The sequence below is a fragment of the Arthrobacter sp. Y3221160 genome (genome assembly GCF_059092585.1).
Genome location: NZ_JBNHHU010000001.1, coordinates 2,225,249 through 2,238,452, shown reverse-complemented (window position 1 = coordinate 2,238,452; position 13,204 = coordinate 2,225,249). Strand labels below are relative to the sequence as shown.

At 66.8% G+C, this 13,204-nt stretch carries 11 protein-coding genes; 8 read left to right on the top strand and 3 right to left on the bottom strand.

Translation table 11 applies throughout. From position 1 onward, the window contains the following. Nucleotides 1-21: 21 nt before the first annotated feature. From AC5RWG_RS10450 to AC5RWG_RS10440, 3 genes are all read left to right on the top strand, one after another. Nucleotides 22-975, top strand: coding sequence for a phosphotriesterase family protein (locus AC5RWG_RS10450; protein WP_494024904.1), 954 nt, complete (start codon nucleotides 22-24; stop codon nucleotides 973-975). Nucleotides 976-1,100: 125 nt separating this feature from the next. Beyond that, complete coding sequence (locus AC5RWG_RS10445; RefSeq protein ID WP_494166871.1) at nucleotides 1,101-2,222, top strand: FAD-dependent oxidoreductase; 1,122 nt, start codon at nucleotides 1,101-1,103, stop codon at nucleotides 2,220-2,222. Then, entirely contained in the window at nucleotides 2,219-3,145 is a 927-nt protein-coding gene (locus tag AC5RWG_RS10440) for an alpha/beta hydrolase (protein WP_494109614.1), read from the top strand. The genes AC5RWG_RS10445 and AC5RWG_RS10440 overlap by 4 nt, the downstream gene beginning before the upstream one ends. Before the next feature lie 77 nt (nucleotides 3,146-3,222). Here AC5RWG_RS10440 and AC5RWG_RS10435 read toward each other — a convergent pair whose 3' ends face one another. Then, entirely contained in the window at nucleotides 3,223-4,164 is a 942-nt protein-coding gene (locus tag AC5RWG_RS10435) for an MBL fold metallo-hydrolase (protein ID WP_494024907.1), read from the bottom strand. 216 nt (nucleotides 4,165-4,380) lie between these two features. Between AC5RWG_RS10435 and AC5RWG_RS10430 the strand changes: the two genes are divergently transcribed. The 3 genes from AC5RWG_RS10430 (at nucleotide 4,381) to AC5RWG_RS10420 (ending at nucleotide 8,302) form a co-directional block, all read left to right on the top strand. After that, on the top strand, nucleotides 4,381-6,120 hold the full coding sequence (locus AC5RWG_RS10430) for a CocE/NonD family hydrolase (protein ID WP_494166870.1): 1,740 nt from the start codon (nucleotides 4,381-4,383) through the stop codon (nucleotides 6,118-6,120). A 126-nt stretch (nucleotides 6,121-6,246) separates the two neighbouring features. Beyond that, a complete protein-coding gene (locus AC5RWG_RS10425) occupies nucleotides 6,247-6,726 on the top strand; it encodes a MarR family winged helix-turn-helix transcriptional regulator (RefSeq protein WP_494001233.1) in 480 nt (159 codons plus the stop codon). Between the two features lie 100 nt (nucleotides 6,727-6,826). Further along, nucleotides 6,827-8,302, top strand: a complete 1,476-nt coding sequence (locus tag AC5RWG_RS10420; protein WP_494024908.1) for an MDR family MFS transporter — start codon at nucleotides 6,827-6,829, stop codon at nucleotides 8,300-8,302. A 91-nt stretch (nucleotides 8,303-8,393) separates the two neighbouring features. Here the strand turns inward: AC5RWG_RS10420 and AC5RWG_RS10415 are convergent, their stop codons facing one another. Next, complete coding sequence (locus tag AC5RWG_RS10415; RefSeq protein WP_494024909.1) at nucleotides 8,394-10,010, bottom strand: MFS transporter; 1,617 nt, start codon at nucleotides 10,008-10,010, stop codon at nucleotides 8,394-8,396. Between the two features lie 354 nt (nucleotides 10,011-10,364). Between AC5RWG_RS10415 and AC5RWG_RS10410 the strand changes: the two genes are divergently transcribed. Then, the gene (locus AC5RWG_RS10410; RefSeq protein WP_494001230.1) at nucleotides 10,365-10,955 is read left to right on the top strand and encodes a TetR/AcrR family transcriptional regulator; all 591 of its coding nucleotides are present in this window, start codon (nucleotides 10,365-10,367) and stop codon (nucleotides 10,953-10,955) included. A gap of 13 nt (nucleotides 10,956-10,968) precedes the next feature. On the opposite strand, the gene AC5RWG_RS10405 is transcribed toward AC5RWG_RS10410, so the two are convergent. Continuing rightward, nucleotides 10,969-11,535 carry a cysteine hydrolase family protein gene (locus AC5RWG_RS10405; protein WP_494023956.1) on the bottom strand — a complete coding sequence of 189 codons (567 nt, stop codon included), beginning with the start codon at nucleotides 11,533-11,535 and terminating at the stop codon, nucleotides 10,969-10,971. 124 nt (nucleotides 11,536-11,659) lie between these two features. On the opposite strand from AC5RWG_RS10405, the gene AC5RWG_RS10400 reads away from it, so the two are divergent. Further along, nucleotides 11,660-13,165, top strand: coding sequence for an FAD-dependent oxidoreductase (locus AC5RWG_RS10400; RefSeq protein WP_494024910.1), 1,506 nt, complete (start codon nucleotides 11,660-11,662; stop codon nucleotides 13,163-13,165). Nucleotides 13,166-13,204 lie beyond the last annotated feature (39 nt).

Genomic DNA, 13,204 nt, shown 5'->3' with positions numbered 1-13,204 from the left:
TCGAAACCCTGAGGTGAAGGAATGACCAAGGTCAACACCGTGCTGGGAACAATCCCGGCTGAAGAACTGGAAATCGTGGCAGTCCACGAACACATCGGCTACGGCATGCCCGGCTCCGAGCTCGACACGCGATGGTGGAAGTCGCCGGAGCAGGCCTACGAAGAAACCGTGCCGAAGCTGCGCAGGTTCCGTGAAAACGGCGGCGGCACCTTCGTGGACGCCACCGGCATCTGCAACGGCCGCGACGTCGACTATTACAAGTCCCTCTCGGCCAAGACCGGCGTCCACATCGTGGCCTGCACCGGCTTCGTGGGCGGCGACACCGCCCTGCCGCACTTTGCACGGGCGTCGGTGGACTACCTGGCGAAGGTTTTCATCCACGAAATCACGGTGGGGATCGGCGACACGGGCGCCAAGGCCGGCGTCATCAAGGTCGGCGTGAGCCGCGGCGGCAAGATGACCGAACTCGACAAGCGGATCTACCGCGCCGCCGCCCGCGCCGCCGTCCTCACCGGGGTCCCGATCCTCACGCATCTGGCGATCGACCCCGAGCCCGCCGTGAACATCTTCAACGAGGAGGGCCTCCCGTTGGATCGCGTCCTCTTCGGCCACGCCGACGACGGCCTGAACGCACCGATCACGCCGCACGACTGGATTTACGAGCAGGGCGGCCGCATCGGCTTCGACACCTTCGGGTACGACCTCGAACTGCCCGACCCGCCGTTCTGGGGCCGCAAACGCGCCGAGCGCATGGAGCACTTCGTCAAGCTGGTGAACAAGGGCTACGCGGACAAGCTGCTCGTCTCAGCCGACGCCAACTGCAGCCCGCTGGGCTGGCCGGGCGTGAAGGGCCACACCATCAACTACATCTTCGACGACATGCTCCCGGACATGCGCGCCGCCGGCATCGACGACGCCACCATCAAGCTCCTCCTCAAGGACAACCCGGCCGATTTCCTCTCCATCAAGGCCTGACCCGCATCACTCCATCCGGCGTCACGCGCCGGCTCCGCTGCCGCCTACGACGACGGCGGCGACTCCAATCCAACACTCACCCCGAGGACGCCTGCACCGGCGCCCAGTGAAGGAACAACAGAACAATGCAGACTTTCGAAATCCAGAACCTGAAGGTGGCCGTCGTGGGCGGCGGCTACGCCGGCGCTTCCGCTGCCCTGGCACTGCTGCAGCTCGGCGCCGACGTGCACGTCTACGAGCAGGCCCCCGAGCTTGGCGAAGTAGGGGCCGGCATCGGCCTGCGCCCGCCGACCGTGGAGGTGCTGCGCAAGTGGGGCGTGTTCGAAGAGTTCGAGAAGGTCTCCGCTCCCTCCGAGGCCATCGAGGTCTACCAGGCCAACGGCGAGCTCATCGCCCGCGACCCGTGGCCGGGCATCAACGAGTACGCCCAGACCAACCACTGCCGCATGGTCCACCGCGGGGACGTCATCGAGACCCTCCTGCGCCTGCTGCCGGCCGAGCGGGTTCATATCGGGCACAAGATGATCAGCATCGCCGACAACGGCAACTCCGCCACCGTGAAGTTCGAGAACGGCGTGGAGGTCACCGCCGACCTGGTAGTGGGCGCCGACGGCATCCGCTCCAGCGTGCGCAACCAGATCTTCGGTGAGGTCCAGCCGGTGTTCTCCCACACGATTGCCATGCGCGCCGTCATCTCCGCCGACGACGCCTATGGCCTGGTGGAGAACGACAACTTCCGCGTCTACGTGGGCCAAAACGGCACCACCGTGTACTTCCTGCCGCTGCGCCACCGCAACCAGGTGTCCTTCGACATCACCGCCCCGAGCGACGACACCGCGTGGGCGCCCGAGGTCACGCACGAGTACATCGGGTCGCTGCTGGAGGGCTTCGACGAGCGCCTGCAGAAGATCGGCCAGGAACTGGACATCGCCTCGATGACGAACCGCGGTGTCTACGACATCGACAAGCAGCCGACCTGGCACACGGACAGCGTTGCCCTGGTGGGCGACGCCGCGCACGCCATGCTGCATCACCAGGGCCAGGGTGCGAACTCCGCCATGCAGGATGCCGCCTGGCTGGCCGACGCCATCAAGGACGGCTCCGACCTGCAGGACGCCCTGCGCACCTACCAGGCCAAGCGCAAGCCCATCACCGACGTGTTGCAGGACATCTCCCGCAAGCCGTTCGACATCGGTGACTCCTTCCCGGAGACCACGTCCTTCGAGAAGGGGGCGAGTGTCGAGTGACAATCCACCCCGAGATCGGCAAACTCCTCGCCACGCTGCCGCCGTTCGACCACGGCACGCGGCCCGACCCGGAGGCAAAGCGCGCGGGCGACCTGCAGTTCGTCGCGCCCGTGGAGGAACGGCTGCCACTGCACGCCGTCGAGGAGACCGTTGCAGCCACTGACGCGGGCGAGGTCCCGGTGCGGATCTACACCCCGGCGGAGGCGGAGTCTTACGGGCTGCTGGTGTACTTCCACGGCGGCGCATTCTTCTCCGGCAGCCTGGAAACGCACGACCACGTCGCGCGGGCGCTGGCCAAGGAGAGCGGCTACAAGGTCATCTCCGTCGGCTTCCAGCTGGCACCGGAGGCGCCCTTCCCGACCAGCCTGCAGGAGTGCTACGGCGTGGTGCGCTGGGCCGCCGAGCAGGGCGGGAGCCTGGCCTGGGACGGCCAGAACCTGGCTTTGGCCGGCGACAGCTCGGGCGCCAATTTCGTGGCGGCGGTGACGGCGATGGCCCATGACGAGGGCTTCGACCGGATCACGCACCAGGTCCTGTACTACCCGTCGCTGGACCTGGACTTCGACGAGGACCGCTACGCCTCGCTGTGGGAGAACGCCACCGGCTACGGCCTGGAGACCCCGGCGCTGAAGCCGTGGAACTCCTTCTACCTCGAGAGCGGCGCGGACCCGGCCGACCCGCTGGTCTCCCCGATCAAGCGCGAGGACCTCACCGGCCTGCCGAAGGCCCTGATCATCACCGCCGAGTACGATCCCCTGCGCGACGAGGGCGAACTCTACGGCCGGCGCCTGAAGGACGCCGGCGTGGACACCACCGTCAGCCGCTACGCGGGCGCCAACCACGGCTTCGTCCAGAACTTCTTCTGGATCCCGGACATGTACCGGGCCTACCAGGAAACGGGCGAGTTCCTTAACCGGGACTGACCCCACCCGCCCCGAACGCAGCGGCGGCGCGCACCCACGGGTGCGCGCCGCCGTCGTCGTTTGGGGCGTGGAGCCGGTTAGGCGTTCGTGGCGTACAGCTTGCGGTAGCCGTGCAGGGTCGTGAAGAACGGGGAAGGCTCCAGCGTCGGATCCCCGGTATAGCCGAGTTCCTCGGCCACCGAGGCGAACGGCGAATAGGGCGAGCCGGTCTCCTGCAGGCCGCCCTCCACGGAGCGGCGCGCGGCGGCGCGGACCCGGGCCTCGATGTCCAGGCTCTCCTGCAGGGCCTGCCGGGCCGTGCCGGCGTCCATCCCGATGTCGAAGGGCACGCCCTCGGTGTTGCGGTAGGGGTGGCCAAGGTACAGGCGCTTGGGACGGATCTCGTCGCGCAGGTAGCGGAGGCTGGCACGGTAGGCGTCCGGATCCTCATACCCCGGGAAGTGGTTGGCGGCGCCGTGGACCTGGACGGAGTCGCCGACAAACACCGCGTCCTGCCCGTCCACCACGTAGGCCACGGAGCCCGCGGTGTGGCCGGGGATGTGATGCACGGAGACCGTGACATCCCCGCCAAGGCTGAGGGTTTCGCCGCCCTCCAGGAGCATGTCCGGTTCCATCTCGCCCGAGATGGCATGCCCGGCCGCCTTCGCCTGCTCCTCGACGCCGTTCGGGCTGTCGAGGTACTGCCGGCGGACGTCGAGGTAGTTCTGCACGTGCGCCTGCCGGGAGCGGAGCAACGGAGCGTCCGCCCGGTGGATGACGACCTTCGCCTTCCGGCCGGTGAGCTCCCAGAGGGCGTGGGCACCGCCGAGGTGGTCGATGTGGCCGTGCGTCAGCAGGATCCACTTGACGTCCTCGATGCGCCGGCCCAGCTTCTCCAGCTCCGGCACCATGCCCTCGACCGGTGACGTGGTGATGCCCGTGTCGACGATGGCCGGCTCGGGCGCGTCAATGAAGAAGCTGTAGAGACCGAAGCGGCCCCAGGGCGAGACCAGCGGATGAATGGTCACTTCTTGCGTCATTGTTCTCTCCTCAGCTCCGGGACCCGTTCACGGTCCTGATGGTACGGCTCGACAGCGCGGACCCTTGCCCTCGCGCGGCCTTTCCGCGCCGCGGCCCGGGCCTGGTCACCATCGTTGCACGGCACTTTATTATAATAATATAATTGAGCGTGGCTCCGGAGAGCGCGCCTGCCAGCGGGACACCTGGCACTCGAACGTCAACAAGGAAGTGCACACATGACTGATTTCACGACGTGGAATGCCGGTGGGGAGACGATCAAGATCCGCAAGGACCTGCGGATCCCAATGCGCGACGGCGTTGAGCTCGCCGCGGACACCTACCAGGGCCTGGAGGACAAGCCCCGGCCGGCGCTGGTGGCCCTGAGCCCGTACGGCAAGGAGCTGCAGGCGCTGGCGCTGACCACTCCCCCGCAGCGGCGTCCGAGCCCGATGTGGGACGGCTGCATCGAGGCCGGCGACATCGCCCGCATCGTCAAGGAGGACTACGTCCACGTGATCGGCGACCTGCGGGGGTCCGGCGACTCCGGCGGCGAACACATCGGCAACTACAACGCCGGCGGCGTATCGCTGGGCCAGGATGCGTACGACTTCATCGAATGGGTTGCCGAACAGCCGTGGTGCGACGGCAACGTCGGCATGGTCGGCATCTCCTACTTCGGCTCCATGCAGGTACTGGCCGCGGCCGAACGCCCGCCCCACCTGAAGGCGATTTTCGTCAGCGGCGGCCACTACGACTTTTACGAAACCACCTACCACGGCGGCATCATGTGGTTCATGCCCCGCGCCGCCCGCGAAGGCCGCGGCGGAGACTCCGGTTGGGCCTTCACCGACGGCGTCAAGTCCCGCATGATCGAAAAGTACTCGCCCGAGGAGCTCAAGAAGCTGGTCGCCAAGCGCCTCGAGGACCCGGACGTTGCCGCCTGGCCGAACCTGGTCCACGTGCTGCATTACCCCAAGAACCACGAAGCCTGGTTCGACATCGTCATGAACGAGCTGGACGGCGAGTGGTACGAGGAGCGCAACCCCATCACGCTCGCTCCGAACATCGACATCCCGGTCTGGCTCCAAATCGACCAGGGCCGCGGCTGGACCATGGACGGCACCATCGAGCTGTACAACTCGCTCAAGGGACCCAAGAAGCTGACCATCGGCCCCTACCCGCCCATGCAGTCGCGCCCGTTCATCGAGGAGCACGACAAGATGTTCCGCTGGTACGACTACTGGATCAAGGGCATCGACAACGGCGTGATGGACGAGCCGGCCGTGAGCGTTTTCGTCGAAGGTTCCCGCGAGACCGTCGAGGCGGACCAGTGGCCGCCGAAGGAGATCGAGTACACCTCCCTCTACCTTCGTCCGCGCCACAAGCTGTCCGCCGAGCCGGAGTTGATGGGCGTGGAGTATGCGGCCCCGGACGGCTTCTACCAGGCGCCCCTGATGGTGACCGACAAGGTGGAGATCCTCAGCTGGAGCACCGGGCCGTTCGAAGAGGACACGGAGATGATCGGCACCGGCGCCGCGCACATCTTCGCCGAGATCGACCAGCCGGACTCGAACTTCATCCTGCGCCTGTGGGACTACGCCCCGAATGGCAAGCGCCAACTGATCACCACCGGCTACCTCAAGGCCTCACACCGCGAGCTGGACGAGGAGCGCACCAGCGAGGGCAGCCCGATCCACCCGCACACCCGTGCCGTGCCGGTGGAGCCGGGGAAGATCGAGGAGTATGTCCTGCGCCTCTACCCGTTCGCCAACACCTTCAGGCCGGGACACCGGCTGGTGGCCGAGCTTTCCAACGGCGAGCCGCTGGCCGACGAGCACAACGCACTGCTGCCTCCGGACGCCTTCCACCTCCCGGTGGGACGCCCGGTGACGCACAAGATTTACCGCGACGCCGCACACCGGTCCCGGCTGGTCCTGCCCTTCACCGCCCGCAAGGCCGAGGATGGGGCGAACTAACGCGACGGCAGCCCCGACCGGCGGCCGGGCGCCCTCGAGGTGCCCCCGAGGCTTCCCCGGCCGTGGTGGTCAGCGATCCTGAACGTCACGGCCGGAGGTGCCCGGCGCACCTCTTATCCTTGGGTAATGGAAACAACCGAGGGCGGCACGGCCCGGAAAGCCGTCGAGGACAACCGCGATCTGGCGGTGGCCTTGATCGACATCTCCTCCGATGTCCGCCGAAAATCCCACGAGAATTCCGGCGTCCCGTTGCTGCCCAACGGCATGGTGGACATCATGCGGGTCATCGAAGCGCACCCGGGCATAACCGTGGCCGAGGTCGCTTCCAGGCTTGACCGCCAGTTCAGCAACGTGAGCACCCAACTGCGTGAACTGGTGGCCCGCGGGCTCGTGACGCGCAGGCGCGACGAGGCGGACAAGCGCTACGTGACGCTGCACCCCACCGACGAGTCCCAGCGGATCAGGATCATGCTGGAAACCGCGTGGGCGGAAACCCTGGGGACGGCGGCCGCCAGGCTACACCCCGGGGAACAGGAACAGATCGCGGCGAGCCTGCCCGCCCTCCAGCGCCTGGCGGCGCTGATCAACGAGCCGGACCAGCGCTGAACCGTCGGCCAGTCGGGCTTTTCTTTTTCGGTATACTTATACTTTTGTAAGTATTAGCGGCGCACCTGTCTGCCGCACCCCACAAACAGAAAAGGTGGCCATGAAAGACGTCCTAGAGGAGAAAATTCCGCCCGGAGAGGTGGAGGCGGCAGAGGCCGTGGAGCCCGAGAGGATCTCGCCCAAGCGCATCGCCGCCGTGATCACCGCCTTGGTGCTGTCAGCGCTGATCATGATCCTCAACGAGACCGTGCTGACGGTCGCACTGCCCGACCTGATGGCGGACCTGGGCGTCCAGGCCACCACGGCGCAGTGGTTGACCACGGGCTTCATGCTCACGATGGCCGTCGTCATTCCGACCACCGGCTTCATGCTTCAGCGGTTCACCACGAAGAGCCTCTTCGTCAGTGCGATGCTGCTCTTCATCCTCGGCACGGCGCTGGCGACCATCGCCCCGACGTTCGCGGTGCTGCTCATCGCGCGCATCATCCAAGCGGCCGGCACGGCCATCATTCTGCCGCTGCTGATGACCACCACGCTCACCTCCGTGCCGGTCCGGCACCGCGGCACTGTCATGGGCCTCAACTCCGTGGTCATCTCCGTGGCTCCGGCCATCGGCCCCACCCTCTCCGGCGCCGTCATCAACTCCTTGACGTGGCGCTGGGTCTTCGGCCTGATGGTGCCGGTGGCCATCATCGTCTTCCTCTTCGGCGTCATTGCCATCAAGACCGGCAAGGAGACGCGCAAGGCTCCGCTGGATGTCCTCTCGGTCATCCTCTCCGCCTTCGCCTTCGGCGGCATCGTCTATGCGCTGTCCTCGATCGCCGACCTGATGGCAGGTTCCTGGGCCCCGGGCGTGGCACTGGTCGTCGGCGCGGTCGCGCTGGTCCTTTTTATTCAGCGCCAGCGTGCCCTGCGCAAGACGGAGTCGGACCTGCTGGACCTTCGTCCGTTCAAGGTGCACAACTTCCGCATCTCGGTCATCATCGTGATGATCGCCATGGCCACCATGCTGGGCACGGTCATGGTGATGCCGATCTTCATGCACAACGGCATGGGCCTGAGCACGTTGACCATCGGCCTGGCCCTCCTGCCCGGCGGCCTGATCCAAGGGATCGTGTCCCCGCTCGTCGGCCGCCTTTACGACAAGGTGGGCCCCAGGCCCATCGTCATTCCCGGCGCCTTCCTGCTGGCCGGCGGGCAGTGGCTGTTGGGAAGCGTCCATATTGATACCCCGGTGCCGACGATCGTCGTCTTCCATACTGTGTTCTGCGTCGGCATGGCCATGCTGATGACTCCGCTGATGACCGTGGCCCTGGGCGCCCTGCCGCGTGAGCAGTACGGCCATGGCAGCGCGATCATGAATACCCTGCAGCAGTTGGCCGGCGCCGCGGGTACCGCGGTTCTCGTTGCCGCCATGACCATCGGCACGGCGGCGGCAGCCGCCGGCGGCATCGCGGCGAACGTCGCCCTGGTTGACGGCGTCCGGGTCGCCTTCACGGTCGGCGGCATCCTCGGCCTCGTGGCCGTCGGGTGCGCACCGTTCGTTCGGCGCCTGCAGGAGAACACCGGCCACTAAGGCCCGGTTGCCCCGCCCGCACGCTCAGAGGAAGCCGGCCACCCCAAGGGATGGCCGGCTTCCTCTGTCTCGGTCGCGGCGCTGCGGGATGCTACGCGGCCGTGCGCGGTGCCGCTGCTTCCGGTTCGGTTTCCTTGACGCCGTGCAACCCAAAGAAGCTGAGCAATGCCGCGGCCAGGGCCGCGATGGCAACCACCAGGAAGGCCTGCGTGAATCCGCTGCCCAGGGCCTCGAGGGCGAACTGGCTGCCGCCCGATCCGGGAACGCCCTCGGGGATGCTGTTGAGCGCGATCGGACCGCCCGCTTCCGCAATGCCCATCGCCGGACCCAACTGGTCCGGAGCCAAACCGGAGGTCTGCAGGGAGGTCATGAGTTTTCCGCCGGCGGTGGAGAGGGCAATGGCGCCCACCAGCACCGGTCCGAGCGCAAACCCGAGGTCGCGCAGGAGGTTGGTGGTGGCGCTGGCCATGCCGGTCATCTCCCGAGGCACCGAGTTAACGGCAATAGCGGTCATCGGGCTCAGCGTGAAGGCGAAACCAAGTCCGACCAGCAGGGACGGCAGGATGAAAGCGGTCACGTCGCGGCTGGTGACATCGGCAGTGGAGTTGATCAATGCGCCGGCAGCCATGGCCAGGAATCCGAACGTCATCAGCCAGCGGGATGAGACGCGGGCCTGCAGCCGGGACAGCACGGGGATCAGCACGAAGGCGGGCCCCTGCAGCAGCAGGAACAGCAGGCCGAGGTACAGCGGGTTCTGGTGCTGAACCGGCCCCAGCCACATGCTTGTGGAGAAGCAGGCACCCAGGAAGGCGAACATGCCGACCACGGCCACGATCGACGCGATGGCGAACTGGCGGTTCAGAAACAGCCTCAGCTCCAGCAGCGGGGACTCGACTCGCAGTTCGATGGCCACAAAGATCGCCAACAGCACCACACCGGAGGCGAGGGCGGCTACCACGTGGGCGCTGGTCCAGCCGTCTTCGGGACCCTGTACCAGCCCGAAGAGAACCAGGATCAGGCCCAGTGCGAAGGTGATTTGGCCCCAGATATCCATCCGGCGCTCACGGGCCACCTTGGCCTCGGCGGAGCGCAGGGCGGTCAGCAGCAGTGCGGCGAGGGCCGTCAATACCACCACCGCATAGGCCCCGCGCCACCAGCCGAAGCCGGCAAATACGCCGCCGAGCAAGGGCGACAGGGCCGAACCCGCCGAAAGGAAGCCTGCCCAGATGGCGATGCCTCGCACGCGCTCCTGCATGGAGCGCGCCACCGAAGCAACCAGGGCCAACGATGCGGGGAAAATCGCACCCGCACCCAGGCCGTTAAGGGCGGAGCCAATCCACATGGCCTGGACCGTCGGGGATATGGCGCAGACCAGCGAGCCGATCATGACCAGCACGGCGCCGCCCACGACGAGCTTGCGGTGGCCGTACTTGTCACCGAGCACACCGAAGGTCAGCTCGAAAACCACCACCGGAATCATGAACGCGGCGGTGATCCAGGTCAGCTGGGAACCGAACGTGTTAAAGGTGACCTGGAATTCGCCATTGAGCGCGCCTGGCAGAGCGTTGGCGATCTGCGCCACCATGACCGCCAATGATGCAGCGACCAATGTGCCCCTGGTGCGCGCGGGTGTGACCTGCACGTGCGGCGTCTGGGGCGGCGGATCGGACTGCGGCGATGACGTGTGGGTCCCCTGGTCCTGGCTCATATGAACTTCCTTGTCATGGTGTGAGCGGTGTGGTGAACGGGTGGTGCTCGGCGGAACCGGTCCGGGCATGGCGGCCGCATTCGTCCGCACTCGCTGGAACCGGTAGTAGACGAGACCCTGCCGCAACGCTCTGTGCTGTCTACGGCACCCTGTGACGCAGGCGACAGGCCCATCGTGATGGGGCTAACAGTAGTGATTCAAAATACACGGTGTCAAGTGAACATTCGACGTGTCATTCGAGGGGGCTTCCGCTCCAAGAGCCGCCGGGCTGAAGTGTTACAGCCGGGGCGGGGAAATCCGGAGGGCAGCTCGGCTGGTCCGGAGGAGCCGCGGACACCGGCTATCCTGTGTGGCATGGCAACACTCCGCGAGGCTCAGAAACAGCAGACCAGGCAACTTCTCTTGGACACGGGCCTGGACCTCTTTGAGTCCAAGGGCTACGCGGCCACCACGATCGACGACATTGCCGCCCGTGCAGGCACCACGAGGACGACCTTCTACCTGCACTTCGCGTCGAAGGCGCAGCTGATGGGCGACGTGGTGAAGACGGTGGACTCCATTCTCACCAGCGTGGACGACCCGGCCCTATCCACCGTGGTGGAACTGGGTACCCGCGACTTGATCCGCGCCTGGATCAGCCGGAAATTCGACCAATGGGAAGCAACCCGCCCCTATCTGCATGCCGTCTATCAGGCGGCCCCGGTCGAGCCCGAGGTTGCAAAGGTCATGGAGGACTGGTTCCGCGATGTTGCGGCGGACATGACATCCGGGCTGGATCGGTCGGGGCGGTTCGACCCGGCCAGCCGCCAGGTCCGCTGCGTCCTCGCCTTCGGTCAGCTGGAATACCTCTCGCAGCGGTGGATCCGCACGGGCTGGATCATGGATCGGGAGATGTGCCTGGAAACCCTGACGGATTCCTGGTGCCATCTGCTCTCGGAGGGGTAAGCCTCCAGCTGGATCACCCTTGGCGCGCGCCCGCCAGCAATTCGGCCAGCGCCCCGCGGCCCAGCACGGGCTGGCGGTACTCATCGCTGAGGATCTGCAGCATGGAACCGGCATAGTCCTCATTGGTCGAGGCAATCATGTCCTTGGCGAAGACCACGCGGAAGTTGTGGGCGAACGCATCGGCCGCCGTCTGCGCCACGCAGTTGTGGGTCGCCACGCCTGCCAGGACCAGCCGTTCCACCCCGGCGTCCCGCAGCCGCTCGGCCAGGCCCGTACCAAAAAACGCGCTGTCGCGTGTCTTGACGATGCGCTCGAGGCCCTCTGTTTGCAGCCCGGGCAGGAATTCGGCCTGCTCGGTCCCCTCGAACAGGAATCCCTGGTCATCGTCGAGCATGCTGAGGGTCCAGGTTGAACGGTCCCTGAGGTGCTGCGTGTAAACAAGCAGCACCGGCACCTGCGCCGCCGTCGCGGTCCTGATCAACAGATTGGCTGACTCCACCACGGCTTCCTGCCGCTTGGCCAAGGCAGGGTCCTCGAAGTACGCGTTCTGCAAGTCGATCATCAGCACCGCAGTTTTCATGCCCTCCGCCTTCCGCCGGTCGTCCTCGCTTCCATCCTGTCAGGTGCACCCGCAGTTTGGGTCTTGACGCGCCAGCAGGGACAGGGTGTGGTGTGTACTACCATCCGGCCGAAAGGACAGCGTCATGCACTCACTCTGGCTCGATACCGCCCAACAGATTCCCGTGGACACGTACTCCGGCCAAACCGGGTTCGACTCGGTCGTCGCCGGAGCAGGGCTTACCGGCCTCACCACTGCTGTCCTGCTGGCGCGGGCCGGGCACCGGGTTGCCGTGGCGGAGGCGCGGTCGGTCGGCGCCGCCACTACCGGCAACACGACCGCCAAGGTATCCCTGCTGCAGGGCAGCCAGCTTTCGCGCATCGCGAACCATCACGATTCCGGCACCGCCGCGGCCTATGTGGCCGCCCAGCGGGAAGCCCAGGCGTGGATCCTGCGGTACTGCGACGAACACCGGGTGGGATACGACCGGCGGGACGCCTTCACCTACGCCACCACCCCCGAGGGCGCCGAGGACCTGGCGGCGGAGCAGCGCGCCAGCGAATCCGCCGGCCTGCCGGTCGAAAAAGTCTCCGGTGCCGGCGAGCTGCCGTTCGAGGTCGCCGGGATGCTGCGGTTGGCCGACCAGGCCCAGATCCATCCGATGCACCTCCTGGCGGCGCTCGTTGCAGAACTGCGCAGCCGTGGAGGCCTGGTCTTCGAGGGCATGCGGGTCACGGGCATCGGCCGCGCGGACGACGGCGGTGCCGGGGCGGGGCCGCGAAACCTTACCGTGCGCACGGGGCTGGGCGACATTAAGACCGGCATCCTCGTGCTGGCGACCGGCACGCCCATGCTCAACCGCGGCGGACACTTCAGCGTGCTCAAGCCAATGCGTTCCTACGCCGCCGCCTTGACGGTGCCCGGGCGCATCCCGTCGGGGATGTATTTGTCCATCGACGGGCCGACCCGCTCGCTGCGGACCGCGCGCCACGGCGACCGGGAGGTCTTGCTGGTCGGCGGCAACGGCCACGTTGTCGGCCGCCACGGCCATACCCGGGGTCTGGTCGATGACCTGCTCCGTTGGACCCAACAGCACTTTCCGGGTGCCGAGCCCACGCATGCCTGGTCTGCGCAGGACTATGAACCCGCCGGTGCGGTGCCGTACGTGGGTCCGATCCTGCCCGGGGAAAAGCGCATCATGGTGGCCACCGGATTCAACAAGTGGGGCATGACCAACGGGGTGGCGGCGGCACTGGCGCTGTCGGCCTCCATCCTGGGCGGCGACAATCATTGGGCCAAGGACCTCTATAAGTCACGCATCTCCGGACGGGACGCCGCCAGCACCGCCGGCACCAATTTGTCCGTCGGGTTGGAATTGCTGTCCGGCTGGCTGGGCGGATTGACCAGGACCACGCATGCGGCACCGCCGGAGGGTCAGGGCACTGTGGTGCGGGAAAATTCGCGGCCGGTGGGCATTTGTACCGTGGACTCCGCCACATACCGGGTCAGCGCGGTCTGCACGCATCTGGGCGGCGTGCTGTCCTGGAACGACGCGGAGGGCAGCTGGGACTGCCCCCTGCACGGGTCCCGCTTCAGCGCGGACGGCAAGGTGCTGGAAGGCCCCGCCGTCAAGGACCTCGAGGCACGGTAGCCCCCTTGGGACTGACGCCGCCGCACCGGTAGTCTAGTG

Excerpts from the sequence above, each read along its gene's own strand:
- AC5RWG_RS10415 (WP_494024909.1), bottom strand. The coding sequence starts at position 10,010 with ATGAGCCAGGACCAGGGGACCCACACGTCATCGCCGCAGTCCGATCCG.
- AC5RWG_RS10435 (WP_494024907.1), bottom strand. The coding sequence starts at position 4,164 with ATGACGCAAGAAGTGACCATTCATCCGCTGGTCTCGCCCTGGGGCCGC.
- AC5RWG_RS10420 (WP_494024908.1), top strand. The coding sequence starts at position 6,827 with ATGAAAGACGTCCTAGAGGAGAAAATTCCGCCCGGAGAGGTGGAGGCG.
- AC5RWG_RS10405 (WP_494023956.1), bottom strand. The coding sequence starts at position 11,535 with ATGAAAACTGCGGTGCTGATGATCGACTTGCAGAACGCGTACTTCGAG.
- AC5RWG_RS10400 (WP_494024910.1), top strand. The coding sequence starts at position 11,660 with ATGCACTCACTCTGGCTCGATACCGCCCAACAGATTCCCGTGGACACG.
- AC5RWG_RS10430 (WP_494166870.1), top strand. The coding sequence starts at position 4,381 with ATGACTGATTTCACGACGTGGAATGCCGGTGGGGAGACGATCAAGATC.
- AC5RWG_RS10410 (WP_494001230.1), top strand. The coding sequence starts at position 10,365 with ATGGCAACACTCCGCGAGGCTCAGAAACAGCAGACCAGGCAACTTCTC.
- AC5RWG_RS10450 (WP_494024904.1), top strand. The coding sequence starts at position 22 with ATGACCAAGGTCAACACCGTGCTGGGAACAATCCCGGCTGAAGAACTG.
- AC5RWG_RS10445 (WP_494166871.1), top strand. The coding sequence starts at position 1,101 with ATGCAGACTTTCGAAATCCAGAACCTGAAGGTGGCCGTCGTGGGCGGC.
- AC5RWG_RS10425 (WP_494001233.1), top strand. The coding sequence starts at position 6,247 with ATGGAAACAACCGAGGGCGGCACGGCCCGGAAAGCCGTCGAGGACAAC.